The sequence below is a fragment of the Streptomyces sp. NBC_01298 genome, assembly GCF_035978755.1.
In the GTDB taxonomy this organism is placed as follows: Bacteria; Actinomycetota; Actinomycetes; order Streptomycetales; family Streptomycetaceae; genus Streptomyces.
Map to the genome: position 1 here is coordinate 6,797,116 of NZ_CP108414.1, position 24,226 is coordinate 6,821,341.

Annotated in this window: 21 protein-coding genes; 11 read left to right on the top strand and 10 right to left on the bottom strand. The window is 74.4% G+C overall.

What is annotated here, in order from left to right:
• Window positions 1-27: 27 nt before the first annotated feature.
• Entirely contained in the window at window positions 28-285 is a 258-nt protein-coding gene (locus OG730_RS30900) for a DUF6343 family protein (protein WP_327309493.1), read from the bottom strand.
• A gap of 71 nt (window positions 286-356) precedes the next feature.
• Complete coding sequence (locus OG730_RS30905; RefSeq protein WP_327307307.1) at window positions 357-986, bottom strand: hypothetical protein; 630 nt, start codon at window positions 984-986, stop codon at window positions 357-359.
• A gap of 141 nt (window positions 987-1,127) precedes the next feature.
• Here OG730_RS30905 and OG730_RS30910 point away from each other — a divergent pair, with 141 nt between their 5' ends.
• The 3 genes from OG730_RS30910 to OG730_RS30920 all read left to right on the top strand — a co-directional run bounded on the left by OG730_RS30910 (window position 1,128) and on the right by OG730_RS30920 (window position 6,966).
• The gene (locus OG730_RS30910) at window positions 1,128-2,471 is read left to right on the top strand and encodes a helix-turn-helix domain-containing protein (RefSeq protein WP_327307308.1); all 1,344 of its coding nucleotides are present in this window, start codon (window positions 1,128-1,130) and stop codon (window positions 2,469-2,471) included.
• 413 nt (window positions 2,472-2,884) lie between these two features.
• The gene (locus OG730_RS30915; RefSeq protein WP_327307309.1) at window positions 2,885-5,761 is read left to right on the top strand and encodes an SCO1167/SCO6262 family helicase; all 2,877 of its coding nucleotides are present in this window, start codon (window positions 2,885-2,887) and stop codon (window positions 5,759-5,761) included.
• Window positions 5,758-6,966, top strand: coding sequence for an SWIM zinc finger family protein (locus tag OG730_RS30920; RefSeq protein ID WP_327307310.1), 1,209 nt, complete (start codon window positions 5,758-5,760; stop codon window positions 6,964-6,966). Before OG730_RS30915 ends, OG730_RS30920 begins: the two co-directional genes overlap by 4 nt.
• Here the strand turns inward: OG730_RS30920 and OG730_RS30925 are convergent.
• The gene (locus OG730_RS30925; protein WP_327307311.1) at window positions 6,947-7,492 is read right to left on the bottom strand and encodes a hypothetical protein; all 546 of its coding nucleotides are present in this window, start codon (window positions 7,490-7,492) and stop codon (window positions 6,947-6,949) included. The genes OG730_RS30920 and OG730_RS30925 overlap by 20 nt on opposite strands.
• A gap of 127 nt (window positions 7,493-7,619) precedes the next feature.
• On the opposite strand from OG730_RS30925, the gene OG730_RS30930 reads away from it, so the two are divergent.
• Window positions 7,620-8,369 carry a chaplin family protein gene (locus tag OG730_RS30930; protein ID WP_327307312.1) on the top strand — a complete coding sequence of 250 codons (750 nt, stop codon included), beginning with the start codon at window positions 7,620-7,622 and terminating at the stop codon, window positions 8,367-8,369.
• Here the strand turns inward: OG730_RS30930 and OG730_RS30935 are convergent.
• On the bottom strand, window positions 8,362-9,045 hold the full coding sequence (locus tag OG730_RS30935) for a DUF2293 domain-containing protein (RefSeq protein WP_327307313.1): 684 nt from the start codon (window positions 9,043-9,045) through the stop codon (window positions 8,362-8,364). The genes OG730_RS30930 and OG730_RS30935 overlap by 8 nt on opposite strands.
• 142 nt (window positions 9,046-9,187) lie before the next feature.
• On the opposite strand from OG730_RS30935, the gene OG730_RS30940 reads away from it, so the two are divergent.
• Complete coding sequence (locus OG730_RS30940) at window positions 9,188-9,577, top strand: cupin domain-containing protein (RefSeq protein ID WP_327307314.1); 390 nt, start codon at window positions 9,188-9,190, stop codon at window positions 9,575-9,577.
• Between the two features lie 11 nt (window positions 9,578-9,588).
• Here OG730_RS30940 and OG730_RS30945 read toward each other — a convergent pair whose 3' ends face one another.
• On the bottom strand, window positions 9,589-11,034 hold the full coding sequence (locus tag OG730_RS30945) for a WGR domain-containing protein (RefSeq protein ID WP_327307315.1): 1,446 nt from the start codon (window positions 11,032-11,034) through the stop codon (window positions 9,589-9,591).
• Between the two features lie 92 nt (window positions 11,035-11,126).
• Between OG730_RS30945 and OG730_RS30950 the strand changes: the two genes are divergently transcribed.
• Complete coding sequence (locus tag OG730_RS30950; RefSeq protein WP_327307316.1) at window positions 11,127-11,816, top strand: nucleoside/nucleotide kinase family protein; 690 nt, start codon at window positions 11,127-11,129, stop codon at window positions 11,814-11,816.
• A 236-nt stretch (window positions 11,817-12,052) separates the two neighbouring features.
• The gene (locus OG730_RS30955) at window positions 12,053-12,664 is read left to right on the top strand and encodes a hypothetical protein (RefSeq protein ID WP_327307317.1); all 612 of its coding nucleotides are present in this window, start codon (window positions 12,053-12,055) and stop codon (window positions 12,662-12,664) included.
• A gap of 36 nt (window positions 12,665-12,700) precedes the next feature.
• On the opposite strand, the gene OG730_RS30960 is transcribed toward OG730_RS30955, so the two are convergent.
• Window positions 12,701-13,633: a carbohydrate kinase family protein gene (locus tag OG730_RS30960; protein ID WP_327307318.1), complete on the bottom strand. Its 933-nt coding sequence runs from the start codon at window positions 13,631-13,633 to the stop codon at window positions 12,701-12,703.
• Window positions 13,630-14,592, bottom strand: a complete 963-nt coding sequence (locus OG730_RS30965) for a pseudouridine-5'-phosphate glycosidase (protein ID WP_327307319.1) — start codon at window positions 14,590-14,592, stop codon at window positions 13,630-13,632. Before OG730_RS30965 ends, OG730_RS30960 begins: the two co-directional genes overlap by 4 nt.
• 924 nt (window positions 14,593-15,516) lie before the next feature.
• Between OG730_RS30965 and OG730_RS30970 the strand changes: the two genes are divergently transcribed.
• Window positions 15,517-15,894: a cupin domain-containing protein gene (locus tag OG730_RS30970; protein WP_327307320.1), complete on the top strand. Its 378-nt coding sequence runs from the start codon at window positions 15,517-15,519 to the stop codon at window positions 15,892-15,894.
• Here the strand turns inward: OG730_RS30970 and OG730_RS30975 are convergent.
• The 3 genes from OG730_RS30975 to OG730_RS30985 form a co-directional block, all read right to left on the bottom strand.
• Complete coding sequence (locus tag OG730_RS30975) at window positions 15,888-17,174, bottom strand: MFS transporter (RefSeq protein WP_442815224.1); 1,287 nt, start codon at window positions 17,172-17,174, stop codon at window positions 15,888-15,890. The genes OG730_RS30970 and OG730_RS30975 overlap by 7 nt on opposite strands.
• 163 nt (window positions 17,175-17,337) lie before the next feature.
• Window positions 17,338-17,907: a methylated-DNA--[protein]-cysteine S-methyltransferase gene (locus tag OG730_RS30980; RefSeq protein ID WP_327307322.1), complete on the bottom strand. Its 570-nt coding sequence runs from the start codon at window positions 17,905-17,907 to the stop codon at window positions 17,338-17,340.
• A gap of 65 nt (window positions 17,908-17,972) precedes the next feature.
• A complete protein-coding gene (locus OG730_RS30985) occupies window positions 17,973-18,857 on the bottom strand; it encodes a glycerophosphodiester phosphodiesterase (RefSeq protein WP_327307323.1) in 885 nt (294 codons plus the stop codon).
• 250 nt (window positions 18,858-19,107) lie between these two features.
• Here OG730_RS30985 and uvrB point away from each other — a divergent pair, with 250 nt between their 5' ends.
• The 3 genes from uvrB to OG730_RS31000 all read left to right on the top strand — a co-directional run bounded on the left by uvrB (window position 19,108) and on the right by OG730_RS31000 (window position 24,030).
• On the top strand, window positions 19,108-21,267 hold the full coding sequence (gene uvrB / locus OG730_RS30990; protein ID WP_327307324.1) for an excinuclease ABC subunit UvrB: 2,160 nt from the start codon (window positions 19,108-19,110) through the stop codon (window positions 21,265-21,267).
• Between the two features lie 86 nt (window positions 21,268-21,353).
• Window positions 21,354-21,932: a TerD family protein gene (locus OG730_RS30995; protein ID WP_254383773.1), complete on the top strand. Its 579-nt coding sequence runs from the start codon at window positions 21,354-21,356 to the stop codon at window positions 21,930-21,932.
• A gap of 142 nt (window positions 21,933-22,074) precedes the next feature.
• Window positions 22,075-24,030, top strand: coding sequence for a TerD family protein (locus tag OG730_RS31000; RefSeq protein WP_327307325.1), 1,956 nt, complete (start codon window positions 22,075-22,077; stop codon window positions 24,028-24,030).
• Window positions 24,031-24,226: the final 196 nt, after the last annotated feature.

The following is a 24,226-nucleotide window of genomic DNA, read 5'->3' on the forward strand; positions in this document are numbered from 1 at the left end:
CGGCAGGCGGGAGTTTGACGACAGGCCCTAGCGGCCGGGGGGCTCGTACGGCGGGACCTCGCGGCCCGGCTGGTAGTGCGGGCCCTGGTGGATGTGGCGGAGCACCACGGCCAGGTCCACGGCCGCGAGCAGGGCGACGGCGGCGCAGGCCGCGGCCCATCCGGGCCGGGCGGCGAGCGAGAACGCCGCCGCCCCGGCGCCGGACCAGATCAGCCCCCACAGGCTCAGCCAGAACCGCAGCCGCAGCGCGCTGCGGGCGGTCACCGGCTCGTTTCCGGTGCGCATGGCCATCGCCGCCTCTACGCCCTCGCCCCCGCTCTCGGTCCCTTCCATGGTCCCACCGGGGGCGCGACGCGTCAGGGGTTGAGCTTGTTCACGGCCTTCACGGTCGTCTTCTTGAAGGCCGTGACGGGGGCGTGGCTCAGGTCGCCCATCTGCCCCCACTTCACTACGGTCACGGTGGAGCCGTCGCGCCCGATGCCGTACAGGTGCACGCCGGGCTCGGACTCCGGGATGGAGGTGTGCACCCCGTAGACGTGGGCGCCCTCCTCGACGCTGAGCTTCCCGTAGTCCTGCCAGGAGGCCGTTCCGCCCGGGGTCTCGCGCAGCCAGTCGGCGGCGCAGGCCGCCACCTTGCGCTCCAGGGCCGCCTTGAGCTTGATGGCCGCGGTGCTGGAGGACGTACGCACGGACACCTGTACCGCGCCCGTGTCGAACTCGGTGGAGAAGTCGCGGTACCAGCTCCCGGTGGCGGGCAGCACGCCGTCCAAGCAGAACGGAGCGAACTCGGGCAGCCCCTTGGTGACCTTCCCGGCGTACCAGGCGGAGCCGGGGTGCGGGGGCAGGTCGGCGCCGGCCAGGAACCCGGGCGCGGTGACCGCGGCCGAGGAGGTGGTGGAGGCGGTGAGGACGAGGGCGGTGGCGGCGGCCGCGGTGGCCGCGAGTGCGGCGGCGGTGCGGGTGGCCCGGGCGGTGCGTCGGAACATGGTCGGTTCTCCCCGTGAGGCTCGTCATGGTGTGCGTCTGGAGAAGGCTGTACCCCGGCCCGGGCCCGGGGCGACGGTTCGGGACGAACTCGGGACAATGGAACGGCCGTACGCACCCCCAGCTGCGGGAACATCCTTGGCATGGAACGGAACTCCGGGACGGGGAGATCGGCCGAGGCGCAGGCGTTCGCGCGGTCGATGAGGGAACTGAAGGAGCGGAGCGGGCAGAGCTACGGAGCTCTCGCCCGCGCCCTCCACACGAGCACGTCGACCCTGCACCGGTACTGCAGCGGTGAGGCGCTGCCCGCCGAGTTCGTGGCGGTCGACCGCTTCGCGCGGGCCTGCGCGGCGACGCCGGCGGAGGCGGTGGAACTGCACCGGGCCTGGCTGCTGGCGGACGCGCGGCGGCGGGCGGTCACGGTGACGGAGGCGGAGGCGGAGGCGGAGGCGGAGCCCGCGGATGAGGCGGACCGGGCGGAGCCGGAGTCGGAGACGGCAGCTCCGGTGCCGGTGCCTTTGCCGGTGCCTTTGCCGGCGACTGCGCCGCGCCGGTCCGGGCGCCGCCCGCTGCTGCTGGCCGGGGTGGCGGCGGCCGCGGTCGTGGCCCTGGCCGTGGGCGTCGGATGGCTTCCGCCCGCGGGTGCGGACCGCCGGGCACCGCAGGCCGGACCGACGGTGGCCGCTCCGGGTACGGGTCCGGGTCCGGCGGGGGCCACGGCGACCGGCCCAGCGTCGGAGGCGGTGCCGACGGAGTCGGGAGCGACCGGGCCCGCGGCGACCCCGACGGCGACCGGGACCGGCCCGGCGGCGGGCGCGTCGACGGGAGCGCCGACCGGGCGGCCCACGCCGACGGGCGCTCCCTCGCCCGCGGCCGCGCCCCTGCGGGCAGCCGTACGGTCGCACGTGTGGGCGGCGGGCTGCGACCACGCGTACCTCTCGGAGCAGGCACCCTCGGCGGTGCCCCCGCCACCGGTGGAGGCGGACGCGGCCGCGTGGGCGGCCGGGCGCGGGGCCGTCCACGCGGGGACCCAGATCGTGGAGGTGACCCTGCTGGGCACGGGTCCGGACCCGGTGGTCCTGGAGGACCTGGAGGTACGGGTGGCCGCGCGACGGGGGCCCCTGCCGTGGAACGTCTACCAGATGTCGCAGGGCTGCGGGGGCGGGCTCACCCCGGCCGGATTCACCGTCAACCTGGACGCGCCACGCCCGCTGGCCCGGCCGGTGGCCGGGAACGACGAGGGGGAGAAGATCGAGGCCCCCGCCTTCCCGTTCAGGGTCTCGGCCGCGGAACCGGCCGTCCTGCGGGTGGTGGCGAGCAGCACCGGATGCGATTGCGACTGGTACCTGGACCTCCGCTGGAGCGGGCCCAAGGGCTCAGGCACCCTCCGCCTCGACGAGTCCGGCCGCCCGTGGCGCGTCTCCGCCGTCTCCTCGAACCGCCCGGTCTACGGCTACGCCCACGAGCGCGGCCGCTGGGGCCGCTGAACGGCTCCGCGGCCGGTCGGCTGCGCCGGGCGCCCTCTTGACGCGTCGCTCGCCCCGCCGCGCGGGACTCCGTCCGGCGGGGGCCGGTGGGTGGTCGGGTGGTCGGCCCTGCGGGGCGGAGTCCCCTACCCGCCCTTCGCCCGTTCCCCGGGGCGGAGCCCCAGGGGGTCCGGGCGCAGCCCGGGGAACGGGCGAAGGGCGGGTCGGGGACGGCCCCGCAGGGCACAGCACCCGCACCCGCCCACCGCGCCGCCAGCCCACCGCGCCGCCCGCCCACCGCGCCGCCCGCCCACCGCGCCGCCGGGCCAGCGCGCCGCGGGAGCTCGCTCCCGAGTCCCGGGAAACGTGCAGCTCAGCGGGATTGTCAGTGGGCCCGCCTAGACTCGGGGCAGGAGAGGGGGAACACGATGGACATGCCGACGACGTCGCGCGCGCCGGGGAAATCGGCGGGCGCCGGGTCCGTGCTGTCTCGGCACGCCGCCGTGTTCCTGCCCGCCGCCGTGCCCCGCGAGAGCCGCATCGCGTTCTGGGCGCCCGACGGGGACCCGCTGCCCGCCGAAGGCGTCGCGGACACGCTTCAGGTGGTGCGGCCCCACGGCGAGGGGGTGCGTACCCGCACGGTGCCCGCCGTCACGCTGACCGTCACCGCCGCCCTGCCCGTACTGGTGCGCGCGGCCCGCGGGGCCTTCGCGCATCCCGCGACCCGTGCCTGGGGGACCGCCGCGGTCCAGGCGCTGTCCCTCGCCGCGCGGGGCCGGCTGCTGCCCGGGCTGACCCCCGACGGGGTCGACGCCTGGCGGGCCGGGCCCCTGGACGCCGAGGACATCGCGCATCTGCGCGCGGTCGCCGCCGCCCTGCCCCACGAGGGGTACGCCACGCCGCTCGCCGGCCGCCGTCCGCTCCAGCTGCCCGAACCGGAGGCACTGGTCCGGGCGTTCCTCGACGCCGTCGCCGACAGCCTGCCCCGGACCCCCGCCGCGGCCTTCGCCGCGGGCCGCCCCTTCGCGGCCCGCGAACCGCAGCAGGTCCCGGGGATACGGGACTGGGCCGCGCAGGTCGCCTCGGGCGCGGACACCGGAGTCGGGATCTCGCTGCGCCTCGACCTGTCCTCCTTCCGCCTCTTCGACGAGGCGGAGAGCGGGGCGGAGCCGGGGCAGGACGTGCGCCGTGCCGGGGCCGCCGTCGTCCAGGTGCACAGCCTCGCCGACCCGACCCTGGTCACGGACGCCGCGATGCTCTGGGCGGGCGCCGCCGCGGCCGGCTTCGGGCCCCGTGCCCGGATCGACGCGGTGCTCGCGCTGCGCCGGGCGGCCCGGGTCTGGCCGCCGCTGCTGCGGCTGCTGGACCAGCCGGTCCCCGATGTGCTGGCCCTCTCGGACCCCGAGCTGGAAGACCTGCTGGGCCGCGCCGCGACGCGGCTCGCGGAGGCCGGAGTCCCGGTCCACTGGCCGCGCGAGCTGGCTCGTACGCTGTCCGCGACCGCGGTCGTACGGTCCACCGCCCCCGGTTCCGCCACCGACGGCACCGCGTTCTTCGACGCCGAGCACCTCTTCGCCTTCTCCTGGGAGCTGGCGCTCGGCGGGGACCGGCTCACCCCGGGCGAGATGGACGCGCTCGCGCAGGCCCACCGGCCCGTGGTGCGGCTGCGCGACCAGTGGGTTCGGGTCGATCCGGAGCTGGTGCGCAAGGCGCGCAAGCGGGAGCTGGGTCTGCTGGACCCGGTGGAAGCGCTGGCGGCCGTACTGACGGGGACGGCCGAGGTCGAGTTCGAGGGGGAGCCGGTGGCCGCGGTGCCCGTGGGGGCGCTGGCCGCCCTGCGGGACCGGCTGACCGGGGAGCTGGCCCCGCTGCCCCAGCCGGCCGGGCTCAAGGCCACTTTGCGCGACTACCAGGCCCGCGGGCTGGCCTGGCTGGACCTGATGACCTCGCTCGGACTCGGCGGCTGCCTCGCCGACGACATGGGCCTGGGCAAGACCGTCACCCTGATCGCGCTCCACCTGCACCGCGACCGCCCCGAGCCGACGCTGGTGGTCTGCCCGGCCTCGCTGCTGGGGAACTGGCAGCGGGAGATCGAGAGGTTCGCCCCCGGTACGCCGGTGCGCCGGTTCCACGGAGCCGGCCGCAGCCTCGAAGGGCTGACCGGCCAGGGCACCGGGGGATTCGTCCTCACCACCTACGGAACCATGCGCGCGGGAGCGGCCCGGCTGGCCGAACAGCCCTGGGGCATGGTCGTCGCGGACGAGGCCCAGCACGTCAAGAACCCGCACTCGGCGACCGCGAAGGCGCTGCGCACGATCCCGGCGCCCGCCCGGGTGGCGCTGACCGGCACCCCGGTGGAGAACAACCTCTCCGAGTTGTGGGCGCTCCTCGACTGGACCACGCCCGGACTGCTCGGCCCGCTCACCGCGTTCCGGGCCCGGCACGCCCGGCCCGTGGAGCACCAGACGGAGGAGGACGGGGGCAACGAGGCCGCGGTCGCCCGACTGGCCGCGCTGGTCCGGCCGTTCCTGCTGCGGCGCAAGAAGTCCGATCCCGGGATCGCGCCCGAACTGCCGCCGAAGATGGAGACCGACCACCCCGTGTCCCTCACCCGCGAGCAGGCCTCCCTCTACCAGGCGGCGGTGGACGAGGCGATGGCGGTGATCGGGGCGAGCGAGGGCATCGAGCGGCGCGGCATGATCATGAAGCTGCTGGCCTCGCTCAAGCAGATCTGCAACCACCCCGCCCAGTATTTGAAAGAGGCCGAGCCCCGGATCGCGCACCGTTCCGGGAAGCTGGCCCTGCTCGACGAGCTGCTCGACACGATCCTGGCCGAGGGCGGCTCGGTGCTGGTCTTCACGCAGTACGTGACGATGGCCCGCATCATCGAGCGCCATCTGACCGCGCGCGGGATCTCCCACCAACTCCTGCACGGGGGCACGCCCGTGCCGCGTCGCGAGGAGCTCGTGGACCGCTTCCAGGCGGGCGAGGTGCCCGTGTTCCTGCTCTCCCTCAAGGCGGCCGGCACCGGCCTCAACCTGACCCGGGCCGGGCACGTCATCCACTACGACCGCTGGTGGAACCCGGCCGTCGAGGAACAGGCCACCGACCGCGCCTACCGCATCGGCCAGACCCAGCCCGTCCAGGTCCACCGGATCATCGCCGAAGGCACCGTCGAGGACCGCATCGCCGAGATGCTGGAGGCGAAGCGGGCCCTGGCCGACGCCGTCCTCGGCTCCGGCGAGACGGCGCTGACCGAGCTCACCGACCGCGAACTGGCCGACCTCGTCTCCCTGCGCAGGCCCGGATGATCACCGCACGCGACGACCGCCGCCGCACCTTCGAGACCGTGCCGCCGGGCGTCGAGGCCGTCAGCTGGTGGGGCCGGGCCTGGGTCTGCGCCCTGGAGGCGGTGGCCCGCGACGACGCCCGTCTGATCCGGGGCAGGACGTACGCCGCCGAGGGGCACGTCGACGCCGTCACCATCACCCCGGGCCGGATCGTGGCCTACGTACGGGGCAGCCGGCCGCGGCCGTACCGCACCGAACTGTCCCTGCCCGCCTTCTCGGACGCCGAGTGGCGCGAGCTGCTGGAATCGGTCGTGGCCGACCCGACGGCGCTCGCCGCGCTGCTGGAGCGCGAGGTCCCCGAGTCCCTCTCCGAGTCGGTCCTGCCCGGCGCCGGGGAGCTGGTGCCGCGCTGTTCCTGCCCGGACGTGGGCCGTCCGCCCTGCAAGCACGCCGCGGCCCTGTGCTACCGCGCGGCCCGGCTCCTGGACGCCGACCCGTTCGTGCTGCTCCTGCTGCGCGGGCGCGGTGAGCGGGAGCTGCTGGAGGAGCTCACCCGCCGCAACGCCGCCCACGCCGCCCGCGAACAGCCCGACGGGGCACCGGACTTCCCCGGCGTCGCGGCCCGTGCCGCGCTCGTCCGCACCGTCCTGCCCCCGCTGCCCGCTCCGCTGCCGGTCCCGTCCGCCGTGGGAATGCCGCCCGCGTACCCGTCCGACCCGGCGGCACCGGACCCGCTGGCCCTGGACCAGCTCGCCGCGGACGCGGCCGCCCGCGCCCTGGCGCTCCTGCGCACCGGTGAGGATCCGATGGCCGGGCTGAGCCGCTGGCAGGACGCCGTCCGGCTGGCCTCGGCCCATCCCACGGCCGGGCTGACCGGCGCCACCCGCGCCCTCTACCGCGAGCTGGCCCGCGCCACGGGACGCGGCACCACCGACCTGGCCCGGGGGGCCGCCGCCTGGCGTCAGGGCGGTCTGCCCGCCCTGCTCACCCTCGAAGAGCCCTGGGACCCGCCCGCCGGCCCCTTCGACCGGGCCCGCCCGGCCCTCCTCGCCGCCGCCCAGGGCTCGTTCCGCCCCGACCGGAACCGGCTCACGGGCTCCTACCAGCAGCTCCGGCTCGGCCGGGACGCCCTCTGGTACTCCTACGAGAACCGCCTGGGCGACGACGACTGGTGGCCCACGGGCCGCCCGGCCTCCCCGGATCCGGTCACGGCCCTGCTGGGCTGAGCCCGGCCGCCCAGCGGTCCAGGGTGGCGAAGTCCTGCGGGCGCAGGCCGTGGCGGGGGTGGATGCGCAGGAGCAGGGCGGGGGCCGGGTGGTGGGCGGCGACCCAGGCGCGGTCCCGGGGTGTGATCAGGTCGTCGACCCAGGCGAAGGGGCGGCCGGCCGCCCATTCCAGGAGGGGGCGCGTCTTCCAGAAGAGGCCGTCGGGGTCGCGGCCGAAGGGTTCCGGCCATTCGATGACAGGAAGATCAGCCGGTAGTCCGATGTGCGGGGAGATCAGGGTGTTGGCCTCGTGCGTCCAGGCGGTGGCCCAGGCGAGGTCGTAGGGCAGGGCCAGCAACCGGGCGCCGTGGGTGGGATGCAGGCGCACCCGCACGCCGCGCCGGGCACTGCGGGATTCCGGTGCGCGGTAGGACAGCCAGATGCTCGGACGCATCCGGTGGCTGGTGTATCCGCGGAGCCCGGCGAGGCGGGACCGGAAGGGGTTGAGAGGGCCGTCCACGTCGAGGAGGAGCAACGGGCGAGTCATGAAGTAGGGATTACCCAGTACACGATGGAGTGAAATGCCTACCGGCGCTATAACCCGAATGGGGTTACGGCGTTGTTTCCGGTACGGGTGCAACGCCCGTGGACCCTTCCGGAAGGCAGGAAATCTGATGCGTCACAGTCGTCGGAATGGCTTGATCGCGGCGGTGGTTGCGGGGGGTGGACTCGCGGTCGCGGGTGCGGGTGGCTTCGCCTTCGCCGACGCGGAGGCGGGCGGGCAGGCCGTGGGCTCGCCGGGGGTGCTGTCGGGGAATCTGCTGCAACTGCCGGTGCAGGCCCCGGTGAACGTGTGCGGGAACACCGTGAACGTGGTCGGCCTCCTCAATCCGGCCGCCGGGAACCGGTGCGCCAACGCCTCCCGGGGCGGCGGGAATCCGGGGCAGCCGGGCCATCCCGGGCCGAACCCCTCCCACCCTTCGAAACCCGGCGCCGGAAACGGTGCGGGGAACGGCGGCCCGAGCGGGCACGGCGGCGACGGCGGGCATGGCGGGCCCGGACGCGGTGCGGTGGCCGATGGGCGCGGAAAGGATTCTCCGGGGCTACTGTCCGGCAACGGTCTCCAGCTCCCCGTCGAGGTGCCGCTCAACATCAGCGGCAACTCGGTGGGCGTCGTCGGCGTCGGCAACCCCTCCGTGGGCAACACCTCCGTCAACGGTTCGACCCCGGTCGTAGGCAAGCCCGTCCAGCCGCCGGTCCGGCCGCCCGTCGCCGTGCGGCCGGTCACCCCGCCGGCCCCGCCGCGCGACCACCCCTCGGCGCTCGCCCACACCGGGTCCGAGGACGTCGGCTACCTGCTGTCCGGCGGCGGTGCCATGCTGCTCGGCGGAATGCTCCTCTACCGCCGGTTCCGGCTCAACTAGCCCGCGCGGAACGGCCGGGAGCGGCGGAGGGTGCCCGCCAGCCGTCCAGGATCGCGTCGATCCCGGGCCCCAGCCGGGCCCGGGCCGCGAACCGCGGTACGCCCGCCATCAGCAGGGCGTCGTACTCGGTGTCGAGGTGCCGTACGGCCGCCCGCACCGCCGCGTACACGGCGGGCGGGTCGAGGGCCCGGCCGGCCGCGCTACGGCCGACCCGGCCGCTGCCGCGCACCGAGGCGTGCGCGGCGATGGCCCGGGCCCGGTCGGCGGGGCAGCCGGGGAACAGACGCAGGATCTCGGCGGCGAAGGCCGCCGTGAACCGGGTGTCCTCGGCCGCCCGGCGCAGCCGGTCGCGCTCCCGGCGGCGGGCCCGCGCCTCGGCGTCCGCGAGGCAGGCGCGCTCGGCGCGGTCGAGGGCGGCGTCCTCGACGAGGATTCCGAGGCGCTCGTAGCGGCGGCGGCGCCGGTGGAAGCGAACCACGACGGCCGACAGCGAACTGGCCTCGTGGGCCCGTCGGGTGAGGGCCGTGTCGCCGCGCGGCAGGTAGACGAGGTGTCCGAGGTCGGCGCAGTCCAGGCAGCGGGGCACTCCGGTCTCGCGGACGAGACGGCGCAGTGGTCCCTGGCGGCACTCCGCGCAGTGGATCTGCTTCGTCGACTCGAAAACGACCAGGCTCATGTCGGAGTGATACCGCCATTCAGGCCGTATATCACCTTGTAGGAATGGATACTTGCGGTTTCACAGAGTCTTCCCTGACCTCATGGTGTCCTCCTACCTTGAGTCGAGTGGGCCGCCGCCGGTCCATGGAGGAGGGGGAAACATGGCTGGACGGCAGGCGACGGCCGGGCGCCCGAGGACTGCGGGCCGGCGTTCGAAAGCGGAGGTGGTCTCCGACCTCCTGGTGAGAGAGGTCGCGATAGAGCCCGGTGGCTGCACCGGCTGGCACTACCACCGCGTCCCGCTGATAGCGGTCGTCAAGTCCGGCACCCTGACCCGGATCCTGAGCGACGGCACGGTCGAGGTGCACCGCACCGGCACCAGCTTCGTCGAGCCGGCCGGCCGCCGCCACGTCCACCTCGGCCGCAATCTCGGCAGCGAGCGGGTCGTGCTCTGCGTGACCGCGGCCCTCGCCGAGGGGGACCCCTTCGCGCTGCCCGCCGAAGCCCCGCCCGGGGCCATGCCGTGCGCGTGCCCCACGCGGACGCGGTGAGGGTGGTGTGGTCAGACGAGTCGGCGGATCTCCCCGCGCACGCGGTAGAAGCCTCCGGCCGCCGGGTGCAGGCCGTCCACCACGTACCGGGCGCCGGGTTCCCGTATCCCGCGCGGGAACTGCACGTTCCATGAGGGCTCGAACCCGCCCGACACCACCTGTACGCGCATCCGCTGCCCCTGCTGCACGCACTCCACGACCACACCGCCCGCGGGCACCGAGGCCACCGACACCGTCGCCACCGCGGCGGGGGAGGCGGCGGGGGTGAACACCGGCAGGGCGGCCGCCGACTTCACGTCCACGGCCGTCGGGACCGACCCCTCCCGGGCGGCCGCGATCGCGGCCTCGCTCGCGTCGACGCACACCAGCGAACCGTCCGTGGTCACCAGGTACAGCCGCTCGTCCAGATACTGCATCGACAGCGCGGCCCCGCTGCCGGTGCCCAGCTTCCACAGCCGCCGCCCGTCGGCGTCGAAGCAGTACACGGACGACGCGAGGTCACCGGCGAAGACGTGCCGGCCGTCCGGCGACGTCGCGCACGAGTAGACCGCCGCGTCGCACCGGTACGAGGCCTCCAGCGCGCCCGTGGCCTTCGACAGCCGCTGCACGGTGTTGCGGCCGGTCCCCGCGTACACCGCGTGGTCCTCCTGCCAGCCGAACAGCACCGCCCCGTCGGTCTGCGTGTGCCACAACTCCCGCCCGCCGTCAGGGGCGTAGGCCGTGACCCCCTTGCCGTGGCCGTGGTAGACCGCCCGCTCGTCCGCGCGCACCATCCACGCGTTCGTACCGGCCGAGCGGCGCGACCACTGGAACTCGTCCTCGTGGTCGATGACCGTCAGCCCGCCGTCGCGGTCGGCCACGTTCAGCACGCCCTCGCGGATGTCCAGCCAGAAGATGTCCACGTCGGCCGCGATGTCGTACGCGCCGAACGGCACCTTCGAGGACAGGTCGTACACCGTGCCGTCGTCACAGCCGGCATAGATCCAGAACTCGTCCGCCACCAGGCACTTCACCCCGTCCGGCAGCGAGTACCGGGCGAGCACCTCGCCGTCGTGGCTGACCGTGTAGACGTCTCCGGCCTGGTTGCCGACCCAGCAGCGGTCCTCGTCCACGTGGATCCCGAAGGCGGAGGACCCCGTACGCAGCCGCCACAGCACCGGGGCCACCGCGCGTGCGGTGGACGGGGTCGAGGTCACCTGGCGGCGCGTCACCGACCGGGCCGCGCGGACTCCCGCCACCGCCGGGGCGTAGCCCTTGCGGACCTTTTCCCCGACCTTCTTGGCGGCGGCCGCCCGTGCCTTCTCGATGGTCGGGAAGGAGGAGCTCTGCAGCTGGCCGTCCGCGCCGATGCGCCCGTACCGCACCGAGACGGAGGTGCCGTCGACGGTGACCTCGTAGAACTTGTGGGCGCCGCCGTCCTCTTGGGACAGCTCCAGATATGTCGTCTCCCGAGCCATGACAGACCCCTCCCCAAGGCCGGGCCGCCGGCCCCCTGTGTGCCGGTGATCCCTCTCGAAAAACGTTAGGGGCCACCACTGACAATGGGCTGGTGCAGCTGGAAGCGATCACATGGCAGCGGATGGCCGAGCGGCTCGCCGGTCACCTCGACACCGACACCGATACCGGTGCCGATACCGGTATCGGCACCGGCACCGGCACCGGCACGGACACCTGGCGGCGGGTGGGCATCGACGGGGCGCCCGCCGCCCGCACCGGCGTGCTCGCGGCGGAACTCGCCGACGCGCTGCGCCCGCGCGGGCGTCCGGTCCTGGTCGTGGCGGCCGAGGGCTTCCTGCGCCCGGCCTCCCTCCGCTTCGAGTTCGGCCGCGAGGACGTGGACTCCTACCTCGACGGCTGGTACGACACCGGGGCGCTCTGGCGGGAGGTGTTCGGCCCGACGGACCCCGGCGGCACCGGCCGGGTGCTGCCCGACCTCTGGGACCCGGACACCGACCGGGCCACCCGCAGCCCCTACGCCGAACTCCCGCCCGGCGGCGTGCTGATCGTGCACGGCCCGCTGCTGCTGGGCCACTGGTTCCCCTTCGACCTCACCGTCCACATCGGCCTGTCCCCGGGCGCGCTCGCCCGGCGTACCGAGGAGTCCGCCCGCTGGACCCTCCCCGCCTTCGCGCGCTATGAGGCCGAGACCGGCCCGGCGGACCGGGCCGACGCCTTGGTCCGGGCCGACGATCCGCGCCACCCGGCCTGGACGGGGGTGCGCGCGGAGCGCACCGGCTGACTCCGCGGGCCGCCGGGCGCGGCTCCGCGTACCCCCGCCCGGTCACGGAGGTCCGGGAAGCGCAACAGGGGGATTCCGGCACGGTGACGATCGGTTCCGGCCATCGCTCCGGCCGGAACCGCGCGCTACGTTGACGGCACGCTTCGACGGCGGCCACCCCGGTGGCGCCTTGGCAGAGGGAGAAGGCGATGCAGTCAATGCACGGACACGGCACGGTGGTTCGGAACGAGAGACGGATGCGCACGCAGGCGGCGCTCGCCGCGCTGGCCCTGTGCGGGACGCTGGTCCTGACGGCGTGCAACGGCGACGACGAGGCCGGTGCGCCGGGAAGCCCCGCGAGCCCCACCGTCAGCGCGCCGGCCACGGCCACCGCCTCCGCGTCGGCCTCCGCGTCGGCCGCGGCGCCGCCGTCCTCGGCCCCGTCCAAGAAGCCCGCTCCGACCACGACTTCGTCCGCCACCCCGGCGGGTACCAAGAAGCCCCCGGCGCCCGGTTCCACCTGCGACCACAAGATGCCGATCTCGCCCGACGAGGTGGCCGTCTACCGCTACACCCCCGAGGGCGGGGTCCACAGCCTGATCATCAAGCACGGCAACTGGGGCTGCGCCGCCCCCGGCATGGACGCCGCCCCCTTCGAGACCGTGGGCAAGGAGACCTTCCTCAACATCGCCGAGGATGCCAAGATCACGGCCGTCACCCCCATCGTCGCCAGCCCGTTGAGCCAGCCGATCACGCTCCAGCAGCTCATCGATTGGCTGATCGCCCACCCGAACCAGGGCCGCGTCTTCCGTTACCACCTGGACTCCGCGGGCGTGATCGACTGGATGGACCAGCAGTACACGTCGTAACACCCCAGGCGCGGCCGTACGGTCTCCCCGTTCCCCCTACGGCCGCCCGCCCAGCCGGGTCACCGCCAGCGCGGCCGCCCGGCAGCCGGCCCCCGCGGCCCACGCCGGGCCCGCTCCCGCCAGCCGGGCGGCGAGGAAGGCGCCGGTGAAGGCGTCCCCGGCGCCCGTGGAATCCACCGCCTCGGCGCTCTCCGCCGCGACCTCGGCCGTGACCCGGCCGTCCTCGGCGACGAGCGCTCCGGCCCCGCCCCGGGTGACCACCACCAACGGCACCCGCCGGCTCAGCTCCGCCGCCGCCCGCGCGACGGCCGCCACCCCGGCCGGACGCCCGTGCGACCCCGCCAGCAGCAGCGCCTCGTCCTCGTTCGGCAGCAGTACGCCGACCCCCGCCGCGGCGGCCAGGAAGCGCTCCGGCCCCAGCGCGGCCAGGAACCCCGCCGACGCCGGATCCACGCTCACCGGTACGTTCCGGGCGCGGGCGTCCCGTAGCGCCACCAGGGCCAGTTCGCGGCTCGCGTCGGCGAAGAACAGGTAGCCCGACAGGTGGAGATGGGCGACCCCGTCCAGGAGCGCGGGTTCCCAGTCGGCGGGGGAGAGCCGCAGCGAGGCCCCGCTGTCGGTCAGGAAGGTCCGCTCCGCGTCCGCGCCGACCAGCGCGACCACCGTTCCGGTCGGCGCGGCGGGATCGATCACCAGGCTCGGCCGTACCCCCGCGTCGAGCAGCGCCCGCTCGTGCCACGGGGCCGAGTCGGCGCCGACCCGCGCGAGGAGGCGCACCTCCGGGGCGCCCGCGTGGGCGGCCCAGCAGGCCGCGTTGGCCCCGGCTCCGCCCGGCAGGGTCCGGATGCGGGCCGCGGTGTCGGTGCCCGGAGCCAGTGGCTCCGTATGCACCGCCACGACGTCCGTCACCACGTCCCCGACGACCAGCAGCGCCCCAGGCCCGGCGGGAGCGGCCGCCGCGACGGTCACGGCCGCGCCGCCCGGGCCCGCGCGATCCGGGCACCGAGACGGACGTTGCCGCGTACCGCCGCGAGATTGGCTTCGAGGGAGGCGCCGCCCGTCGCGCGCACCAGGAACCCCAGCAGGAACGGTGTCACCGCCTGTCCCGTGATGCCCCGCTCCCGGCACTCCGACAGCGCCTCGGCCAGGACCCGGTCGTGCAGTTCCGGATCGAGCTGCCGTTCCCGGTCCACCGGGTTGGCCACGAGGAGCGCCGACTCCGCGCCGCCGAGCAGGTCCTGGGCGGCCATCACGGCCGCCACCTCCTCGGGCCGGTGGACCGTCCAGTCCACCGGCTCCCCGGAATCGGCCAGGTAGAACCCGGGGAAACGATCCGTCCCGTACCCGAGGACCGTCACCCCGAGCGTCTCCAGCCGCTGGAGCGTCGCGGGCACGTCCAGGATCGACTTCACCCCCGCGCACACCACGGTGATCCGGGTCCGCGCCAGCAGCGCGAGGTCCGCCGACTCGTCCTGCGACCGGGTCCAGTCCCGGTGTACGCCGCCCAGCCCGCCGGTGGCGAAGACCCGCAGCCCCGCCCGCGCGGCGAGGAAGGCCGTGGCCGAGACCGTGGTCGCGCCCGTCGCCCCCGTGGCGAGGGCGGGGGCCAGATCCCGGTGGCCGAGCTTGCGCACGCCCTCGCCGCCCGCGATCCGCTCCAGTTTGGCCTTGTCCAGTCCGGCGTACGCCACTCCGTCGACGACCGCGACGGTCGCCGGAACGGCCCCCTCCGACCGGACCAGCTCCTCCAGTTCCAGACCCACCGCCAGATTGCGGGGGCGGGGCAGGCCGTGGGCGAGGATCGTGGACTCCAGCGCCACGACGGGCCGTCCGCGGTCGAGTGCCTCGCGCACCTCCTCCGACAGGACCGGGATCGCGGCCGGGACGGTGGCCGACGCCGTGTGCTCAGATGCTGTGTGCTGTGACATGTCCCCATCCCTGGCACGCGATCCGGCACCCCAAACGCCCCGACGCCGCACCGGCGCGAACCCGCCCCGCCCCGGCACGGTGCCCTGCCTCTGCTTCTGCCTCTGCCCCTGCCCCGGCCCCTGTCCCTGCCCGTGCCTCTGCCCCGGCCCCGGCCCCGGCCCCTGTCCCTGCCCTGCCCTTGTCCTTGCCTCTGCCTCTGCCTCGGCCCCTGCCCCGGCACCGTGCCCGGCTCCGGACCGCGCCGCGTCCTCGACCGGGCCCGGGCCCGCGTCACCGACACGGACCTGAGCCCCGGCTCCGACGGCCGGGCGGCCCGCGAGGCGGGGCGCGGGGGTGGCCGCGTCGGCGACGCCGATGCGCCGCTGCGCGGGGCGGAGGTCCCCTACCCGCCCTTCCACCGTTCCCAGGGCTCCGCCCTGACCCGTCGGACCCCGGGCTGCGCCCGAGCCCCTGGGGCTCCGCCCCAGACCCCGCTCCTCAAACGCCGGAGGGGCTGGATGTGGTCGGCGTGGGCTCGAATTGCCCTACGGGCGCTCCAGCCCCGACCAGGCGGAATCCAGCCCCTCCGGCGTTTGAGGAGCAGGAGTCCGGGGGCTGGCCACCGGCAACGGCGCCACACGCGGCAGGGGTCCGGGCGGAGCCCGGGGAACGGTGGAAGGGCGGGTAGGGGACCTTGCCCCGCAGGGCGCACCACCTGCACCCGCCCACCGGCCCCGCGCCGGGACGGCCGTAGCGGCAGCTCCGCCCGGCCACCGCCGGACGGAGTCCGGCGCAGCGGCGCGAAGCCCGCGCAGCGGTGCGAGCGACGCGTCGAAAAGGTGCGCGGCGCGTCGAGAAGGGGCGACAGGGTGACCGGTGTGGCGGGTGTGCGCTGGACGCTCTGGTCACCCCGGCGCGCGGGGGGCTCCGATTAGGCTCGGAGCATGAGCACGAATGATCACCGCGACGCCCCCGCCTCCTTCGCCGTGTCCCTCCCGGACGTCCCCGACTCCGAGCTGGAGCCGGACGAGCTCGACCCCGCGCAGATCGTCTCGGGGAATCCGGTCGTGACCGGCAAGGTGCTGTGGGAGGCGCCGGACGGCTCGCAGGTGCGCGGCATCTGGCAGATCACCCCGGGCGTCGTCACCGACACCGAGGCGAACGAGCTGTTCGTGGTGGTCAGCGGCCGCGCCACCATCGAGGTGGAGGGCGGCGGAACCCTGGAGGTCGGCCCCGGCTCCGCGTGCGTCCTGCGGGAGGGGGACCGGACCACCTGGACCGTCCACGAGACGCTCCGCAAGGCGTACCACATCAGCTACTGACCGGTATCGGCGGCTTTCACGGGACGGCGGCGCGAGGTGAACAGCGCGAGCGCCGCCATCGGCAGCAGCAGGGCGGCGGCGGCCGCGTTGAGCCAGCCGTAGCCCGCCTGGGACATGACGAGCCCGGCGGCGGCGCCGCCGACCCCGGCGGCCGTGTTCATGGTGAGGTCGCCCAGCCCCTGTACGGCGGCCCGCGCGGGCGCCGGCACCGAGTCGGTCAGCAGCGCCGAGCCGGACACCATGCCGGCGGACCAGCCCAGGCCGAGCAGGAAGAGTCCGGCGGCGCTCTGGGCGTGGTTCCCGTCGGCCGTGCCGGCGAGCAGTGCGGCGACGGACAGCAGGCCTGCCGCGAGCCCGATCACGGACAGCCGGCCGATCCGGTCCGCGAGCCAGCCCATCACCGGCGAGAAGCCGAACATGCCGGCGATGTGCCCGCTGATGACCAGCCCGATGAGCTGGAGCCCGGCTCCGTGGTGCCCCAGGTCGACCGGGGTCATCACCATGATCGAGACCATGGCGGTGTGGGACACCGCGATGGTGAGCAGGGCGAGCCGGGCCCGGGGTGAGGCCTTGACGGCCGCGAACCCGGCACGCAGCGAACGCCCGGCGCGGGTCTGGTCCTCGGAGGGAGCGAGCGCGCGGGCCGTCAGCAGCGGGTCGGGTCGCAGGAGTACGCCGATCAGCGTGGCGGTGAGCAGGAAGACGGCGCCGGCCCAGATGAAAGGCCCCGCCGTCGGGGGTATGGAGGTGCCGGTGAAGCTGCGGCTGGCCGGGGCGGAGAGGTTCGGGCCGAGCACGGCGCCGATGGTGGAGGCCCAGACGACCACGGAGATCGCTCGTGCCCGGTGGTCGGGCTCGGCGAGGTCGGCGGCGGCGAAGCGGGCCTGGAGGTTGGCCGAGGAGGCGGCTCCGAAGGCGGCCATGCCGAGCATCAGCAGCGGGAAGTTCTTGATCGAGGCGGCGAGGACGACGAGGGCGGCCCCGGCCGCGCCGATCACGTAGGCGAGGACCAGCCCGGGCCGGCGGCCGCGCGCGGTCATCAGCGCGGCGAGCGGCAGGGAGACGGCGGCTGTGCCGATCACGGAGGCCGTCGAGGCGAAGCCGGAGAGCGACTCCGTGCCGCTGACCTCGGTGGCCAGGACCGGGGCCAGGGCGATGCTGATGGGCACGCCGATCCCGCCCAGCACCTGGCCGGCGATCAGCACCGTGGAGGTGCGGCGCCGCAGCCGTGGCAGGTCGGCGGCGGTGAAGGTGACGGCGGGCCGGTCGGTGCCGGGCACGGTGCTCACGCGGTCCACCTCCGACACGGATGCGGAGGGGCTGCGGGCGCGGCGCATGGAGTGGTCACCGCCGCAGTTTCGCACCCCGCGCGGGGCGGGCGGAACAGGGTTTCCCGCAGCACGGGGAGCACGGGAAGCACGGGGGCCACGGCCGGACCGCCCCCTAGAACAGCGGCTCGGGGAGGACGCCCTCCAGGGCCAGGAGGCGGCGCTTGGTCTCCACGCCGCCGCCGAAGCCGCCGATGCCCCCGTCGTTCTCCACGACCCGGTGGCAGGCCACCACCAGGGGCAGCGGGTTCGAGCCCATGGCGTTGCCGACGGCCTGGGCCGCGCCCGGGGCGCCGGCCCGGGCGGCCAGCTCGCCGTACCCCACGACCGCCCCGTAGGGCACGGTGCGGTCCAGCTCCAGCAGGACCTGCCGGTTGAAGCCGGAGCTGAGCCGCCAGTCCAGCGGCAGGTCGAAGCGGCGCAGCGTACCGGCGAAGTAGGCCTTCAGCTGGCGGATCGGCTCGGCCAGCAGGACCTCCTCGCCCGGCGGCGGGCGCCGGGCGTCGGCGCCGAGCCGGGAGACCAGCGCGCCGATCATCTTCGCGGCGCGGTCCGGTCCGGCATGGAACTCGACCTTGACCAGGCCCTCGGGGGTGGCGGCGAGGAGCAGCGGCCCGATACCGGTGTCGCCGCTGTCGACGACGGTCCATTCGAGGTGCGGCCCGCGGGGCTCAGGAGTGTCCACCCCTTCACGGTACGGCGCTCCGCTGACAGCGCTGACAGCACCGGCAGCGCCGGCAGTGCCGCCCGTCAGTAGCCGCCGACCGCTTCCCGTACGACGTCGGGCTTGTCGGTGATGATCCCGTCCACGCCCATGTCCTGGACCTTCAGGGCGGTCGCGGCGTCGTCCACGATCCAGGTGTCCACTTCCAGCGCCTTGCCGTGGGCGCCGGGCAGCTTGTGCACCGCGGCGACCCAGTCGCTGTTGATCGTGGTGTACCAGGGGTTGATCCGGTCGGTGAACTCGGCGTACCGCGGCAGGTCGGCCAGGGGCGGGGTGCCCAGGAAGGCCGTGAACAGGTCGGGGCGCAGTTCGTGCACGGTGCGGACCGAGGCGGCGCTGAAGCTCTGGACCACCAGCCGGCGGGCCACGTGGTTCTCTTCGAGCCAGCCGGTCTCGCCCAGCACGTCCAGGGTCTGCCGTTCGATCCCCGGGTAGAGCTCCGGCTTCTTGATCTCCAGGAGCAGCCGCTGCTGGTTGCGCTGGACGCGGTTCATGTACTGCCGCAGGGTCGGTACGCGGGCGCCCGTGAACTCCTGACCGAACCAGCTGCCCGCGTCCAGCCGGGCGATCTCCGCCGCGGTGAAGTCCTTCACCCGCCAGGGCTTGCGATCGGGGAAGACCTGCTCGACGTCGGTCGTCCGGGCCAGCGTGTCGTCGTGGACGACCACGAGCTCGCCGTCCTTGGTGCGCTGGACGTCGTTCTCCACCCAGTCGAAGCCCATCTCCATGGCGAGGTCGATCGACTCCAGGGTGTTCTCCGGGGCGTAGGCCGAAGCCCCCCGGTGGGCGTACACGATCGGGTTGGACAGCCAGTCCGGACCGGGTGCGGCCGAGGCGGAGCCCGCACCGCACACGGTCAGGGTGAGCCCCAGCAAGGCGGCGGTGGCCGCGGCGGCGGATCGGACGTACATGCGCGTTCTCCTCGGGTCATGGGCCCTGCTCCTGCCGTCAAACGGGCGCGGAGCGGCATTCGTTGCGGCGAGGCACTGGCGGCGGTGCGTTTCCGACGCACTTTCAGGAGAGCCGCGTACGGCGATCATGGGGTTGACGATCACCGGGCCGCCACCGAACTACGACAAACGGACCAGACCCGCACGGCTCCGCCCGAGGCGGACGGGGCGGACGGCCCCGAGTGTCAGTGGGTGGTCGTACGGTTGACCCATGCGGCCCGTATCGAAGATCGAACGCACGGTGGCGCCTTTCGAGGTCGTCAGCTCCTACACGCCCAGCGGCGACCAGCCGGCGGCCATCGCCGAGCTGGAGAAGCGCATCCGTGCAGGTGAGAAGGATGTCGTGCTGCTCGGCGCGACCGGAACCGGCAAGTCGGCGACGACCGCCTGGATGATCGAGAAGCTCCAGCGGCCCACCCTGGTGATGGCGCCGAACAAGACGCTCGCCGCCCAGCTGGCGAACGAGTTCCGCGAGCTCCTGCCGAACAACGCGGTCGAGTACTTCGTCTCGTACTACGACTACTACCAGCCCGAGGCGTACGTACCGCAGTCGGACACCTACATCGAGAAGGACTCCTCGATCAACGAGGAGGTGGAGCGGCTGCGCCACTCCGCGACCAATTCCCTCCTCACCCGGCGCGACGTCATCGTCGTCGCCTCCGTGTCCTGCATCTACGGTCTCGGCACCCCGCAGGAGTACGTCGACCGGATGGTCCCCCTCAAGGTCGGCGAGGAGATGGACCGGGACGGGCTCCTGCGCCGCTTCGTCGACATCCAGTACACGCGCAACGACGTGGCCTTCACCCGGGGCACCTTCCGGGTGCGCGGCGACACCATCGAGATCTTCCCGGTCTACGAGGAACTGGCCGTCCGCATCGAGATGTTCGGCGACGAGATCGAGGCCCTGTCCACCCTGCACCCGCTGACCGGCGAGGTGATCAGCGAGGACCGCGAGCTCTACGTCTTCCCCGCCAGCCACTACGTCGCCGGCCCCGAGCGGATGGAGAAGGCGGTCCGCGGCATCGAGGCCGAGCTCGCCGAGCGCCTCGCCGAGCTGGAGAAGCAGGGCAAGATGCTGGAGGCCCAGCGCCTGCGCATGCGCACCACCTACGACCTGGAGATGATGCGCCAGATCGGGTCCTGCTCCGGCATCGAGAACTACTCGCTGCACATGGACGACCGCGAGCGCGGCTCCGCCCCGAACACGCTCATCGACTACTTCCCCGAGGACTTCCTCCTCGTCATCGACGAATCGCACGTCACCGTGCCCCAGATCGGCGCGATGTACGAGGGCGACGCCTCCCGCAAGCGGACCCTGGTCGACCACGGCTTCCGGCTCCCGTCGGCCCTCGACAACCGGCCGCTGAAGTGGGAGGAGTTCCAGGAGCGGATCGGCCAGACCGTCTACCTGTCGGCGACCCCGGGGAAGTACGAGCTCTCGCGCGGCGACGGCTTCGTCGAGCAGATCATCCGCCCGACCGGTCTCATCGACCCGGAGGTCGTGGTCAAGCCCACCGAGGGCCAGATCGACGACCTGGTGCACGAGATCCGCGCGCGCGTGGAGAAGGACGAGCGGGTCCTGGTCACCACCCTCACCAAGAAGATGGCCGAGGACCTCACCGACTACTTCCTGGAGCTCGGCATCCAGGTCCGCTACCTGCACAGCGACGTGGACACCCTGCGCCGCATCGAGCTGCTGCGCGAGCTGCGGGCCGGCGAGTACGACGTCCTGGTCGGCATCAACCTGCTCCGCGAGGGCCTCGACCTGCCGGAGGTCTCGCTGGTGGCCATCCTCGACGCCGACAAGCAGGGCTTCCTGCGGTCGGGGACCTCGCTGATCCAGACCATCGGCCGCGCGGCGCGCAACGTCTCCGGCCAGGTCCACATGTACGCGGACGTCATCACCCCGGCGATGGCCCAGGCGATCGACGAGACGAACCGGCGCCGCGAGAAGCAGGTCGCCTACAACACGGCCCACGGGATCGATCCGCAGCCGCTGCGCAAGAAGATCAACGACATCGTGGCCACGATCGCCCGCGAGGAGCTCGACACCGAGGAACTCCTCGGTACCGGCTACCGGCAGACGAAGGACGGCAAGGCCCTCAAGGCGCCCGTCCCGGCGCTCGGCGGCAAGGCGGCGCAGGCCGCGGCGGCCGGCAAGGCCGGGGCGAAGGGCGCCAAGGGTGCCAAGGGCCCCGTGGTGGCCACCGACCGTCCCGCGGCCGAACTGGCCGCGCTCATCGAGCAGATGACCGAGCGGATGCGGGGCGCGGCCGCGGAGCTGCAGTTCGAGGTCGCGGCCCGGATCCGGGACGAGGTCGGCGAGCTGAAGAAGGAGCTGCGACAGATGAAGGAAGCGGGCCTCGCCTGACCCGGAGGCGGTCAGTAGGGTTGGCACAGCCGCAGGTACATGCTGCGCACCCCCATCGGGGGAGGGCTATGGAGAGGGGACAGCGCGTGACGGTCAACATGACCAAGGGTCAGGCCATCAGTCTGCAGAAGGCGGACGGAGGCACGCTGACCGCGGTCCGGATGGGCCTCGGCTGGCAGGCTGCCAAGCGCCGGGGGCTGTTCGGCTCGCGGACCCGGGAGATCGACCTCGACGCGTCGGCGGTGCTCTTCGCCGACAAGCAGCCCGTGGACGTCGTCTTCTTCCGGCACCTGCAGAGCGACGACGGCTCGGTCAAGCACACCGGTGACAACCTCGTCGGCGGCGTGGGCCAGGGCGGGGACGACGAGTCGATCCTCGTCGACCTGCAGCGCGTGCCGGTGCACATCGACCAGATCGTCTTCACGGTGAACTCCTTCACCGGTCAGACGTTCCAGGAGGTGGAGAACGCCTTCTGCCGCATCGTCGACGAGACCAACGGCCAGGAGCTGGCCCGCTACACGCTGGACGGTGGCGGCCAGTACACCGCTCAGATCATGGCGAAGGTGTCGCGCGTCGGCGCCGGCTGGCAGATGACGGCCCTCGGAAACCCGGCCAACGGCCGTACCTTCCAGGACCTGATGCCGGCGATCCTGCCGCACCTGTAAACACCTGTAAGCACCTCTGAGCAGGACCGGCGGCTCTGCCGGACACGGCACGGCACAGCACTACACAGCACAGCACAGCACAGCAGGACCGGGCACGATCGAAGGCCCGGCGGAACACCGGGTACGGGGGAGGGGCTGCACGATGACGGCCGAACTGGTCCGGGGGCAGAACCACCCCCTGTCCCGGAGCCGGGTGGAGATCAGGGTCTCGGCGGGCACACCCGTGCTCGCCCTGGCCCACCTCGGCGACGACTCGGGCCGGCTCGCCGGCCCCGGGGCGCTCGCCCACCCCGGCGCCCGCACCCTTCCCGGGCTGGAAGTGCCCGGAGCGGCATCCGGGCAGCACCGCATAGCGGTCGACCTCGACGCGGTCGCACCGGCCGTCCACCGGGTCGGCCTCGTCCTGGTCCTGCCGCCCGGCGGGCCGGTGCACTTCGGCGCGGTCCCCGCCTCCTACGTGTCCGTGGCCGATCCGGAGGGCGCGGAGCTCGCCGGGTACACGCTGACCGGACTGGAGTCGGAGACCGCCGTCGTGGCCCTGGAGCTGTACCGGCGCCAGGGCGCCTGGAAGGTGCGCGCCGTCGGCCAGGGGTACGCCGCCGGTCTCGGCGCGCTCCTGACCGACGCGGGGCTGCCCGCCCCGGCCGCGGTCGAACTGGCCGCCGCCGCCCTGGGCACGGCTCCGGCCGGAGACATCACCCTGGCCGTCATGCCCGGCGGCCCGGCCCCGACCGTTCCGCGCGGGCTCCGGGCCCCGGCCACGGCCGAGCCCCCGGCCCCGGCGCCGGCGCCGGCGCCGGCGCCGCAGGAGGTTCCGGCCGCCCCCACGCCGCCGCCGATGCCCCCGGACCCGGGCGCCGCCGGCGGTCCGCCCACCATCAGCTACGCGCACCCGCGCCGCCGCACCAGCACCGAGCCGCCCGAGCCCGCGCCGCGCCCGGCCGAGCCGCCGCGACCCGGCGAGGCGCCCCGGCCCATCGCCGGGGACGCGAGCGGCTGGTCCATGGAGGAGCGGCTCTACAACCAGGTCTGGGGCATGTTCGAGGACCTGGCCCGCGCCGTCGCCGCCTACCGCGGAGCCGTCGAGTTCGCCGACTCCCGGATGGACCGCGAGCTCGACGAGGCCCTGTCCGACCCGCGCCACCGCCTCGGCGGCTCCGGCAACGCCGCCCGGGACACCGCCCGGGCCCGCCGCGAGGAACTGGTCGCGCGGGCGCAGGAGGTCCTCGACCGGGACCTGGTCCAGCTCACCGCCGAGTCCGAGGTGGTCGAGCCCGCGCTGCCCGCCGCGTACGCGCGCTGGGACAACCCCGTCTGGCAGGCGCACACCGTGCCCGCCGAAGCCCCCCTCGCCCTGCGCCTGGGCGACCTCCACCTGCCCGAGCGGCCCGACCTGCGCATCCCCATGCTGGTCCGGGTCCCGCCGGAGCGCGGTCTGTGGATCGACAACGGCCGCACCGGCTCCGAGGCGGCCATGGCGATGGACACCGACCGGCTGCGCCGCGCCGCCATGGACATGGCCGTCGCGCACGCGGCGCGGATGCTGGCCGCCCACCCCGCGGACCGGTTCGCCGTCCACGTCATCGACGCGGCCGGCGCCGGAGCCGCCTCGCTGGCCCCGCTGGTGCGCGCCGGAGTGCTGGCCGGGGCGCCGGCGGCCGGGGCCGCGGGGGTCACCGAGACCCTGGAGCGGCTGACCCGCCGGGTGGACCTCGTACAGATGGCGGTGCGGGCCGGGGCTCCCGAGGACCTGCCGCCCGATGTGGACACCTCCGACCAGCTGCTGATCGTGCACGACTTCCCGCACGGCTTCGACGACCGCGCCGTCACCCGTTTGCGCTATCTCGCCGACGAGGGCCCGGCGGTCGGCGTGCACCTCCTGATGGTCGCGGACCGTGACGAGGCCTCGGCCTACGGGCCGCTGCTGGATCCGCTGTGGCGCTCGCTGATGCGGCTGTCGCCCGTCCCGGACAACCACCTCGCGGACCCCTGGGTCCACCACGCCTGGACCTTCGAGCCGGATCTGCCCCCGCAGGGCAGCCGGGTCCTGGACCAGGCGCTGGAGCGGGTCGCGGCGGCCCGGGGACGCGCGCGGTAGCGGTGGCCGGGCGGTCCGCCGCCCGGCCTCGATGACCGGCCGCTGACCAGTTCTTGGGTTCCCCTTTACCTTTCGCGCCCACCGCGGGTACTCTGGTGAACGCGGAGGGGAGTATTCCTGCTTTCCTGCTACGGCGTGCCCGTCAATACGGACTGCAATCGGTCCCGGGGCGCCGGCCCGTGGCCTCCTGGCCGTC